Here is a 355-nt window from a genome sequence, read left to right on the forward strand (position 1 = left end):
CAGGGGGCGCGTTCTTCTTCTTTTTCGTTTTTTCTCTTTATGCTCCCCCCCCCATTAACGCCTGCTGCTCTACCCCCGCCTCCGGCGCTCCCGGCATTTCCTTCCCCCGCCTCTCCGCCCTCCGCAGGATTCCCCGGCAAGCCTTCGGACTTAAATAGTATTTCTCCGGCACATTTTTTTCCAAAATCTGCGACAAGGAAGATTCTTTTACGACGTTGGGGCACTCCCCAGTATTTAGCGTCCAATTTTCTCCAAGCCAACGACCAACCGTCTCCCACAACGGCTCCTGCAGATTTCCAAACAGCGTTTCCGTCTTTTGACGGAGGTCGAGGAATTGAAATTGCCCCCCCCCCCC

General features: G+C 54.9%; 1 pseudogene. It reads right to left on the bottom strand.

Annotation, left to right across the window (positions count from 1 at the left end):
* Positions 1-355: pseudogene (locus tag ACYVTD_RS18195) on the bottom strand (hypothetical protein); the annotation flags it as partial.

The sequence above is a fragment of the Treponema sp. R6D11 genome, from assembly GCF_054786075.1.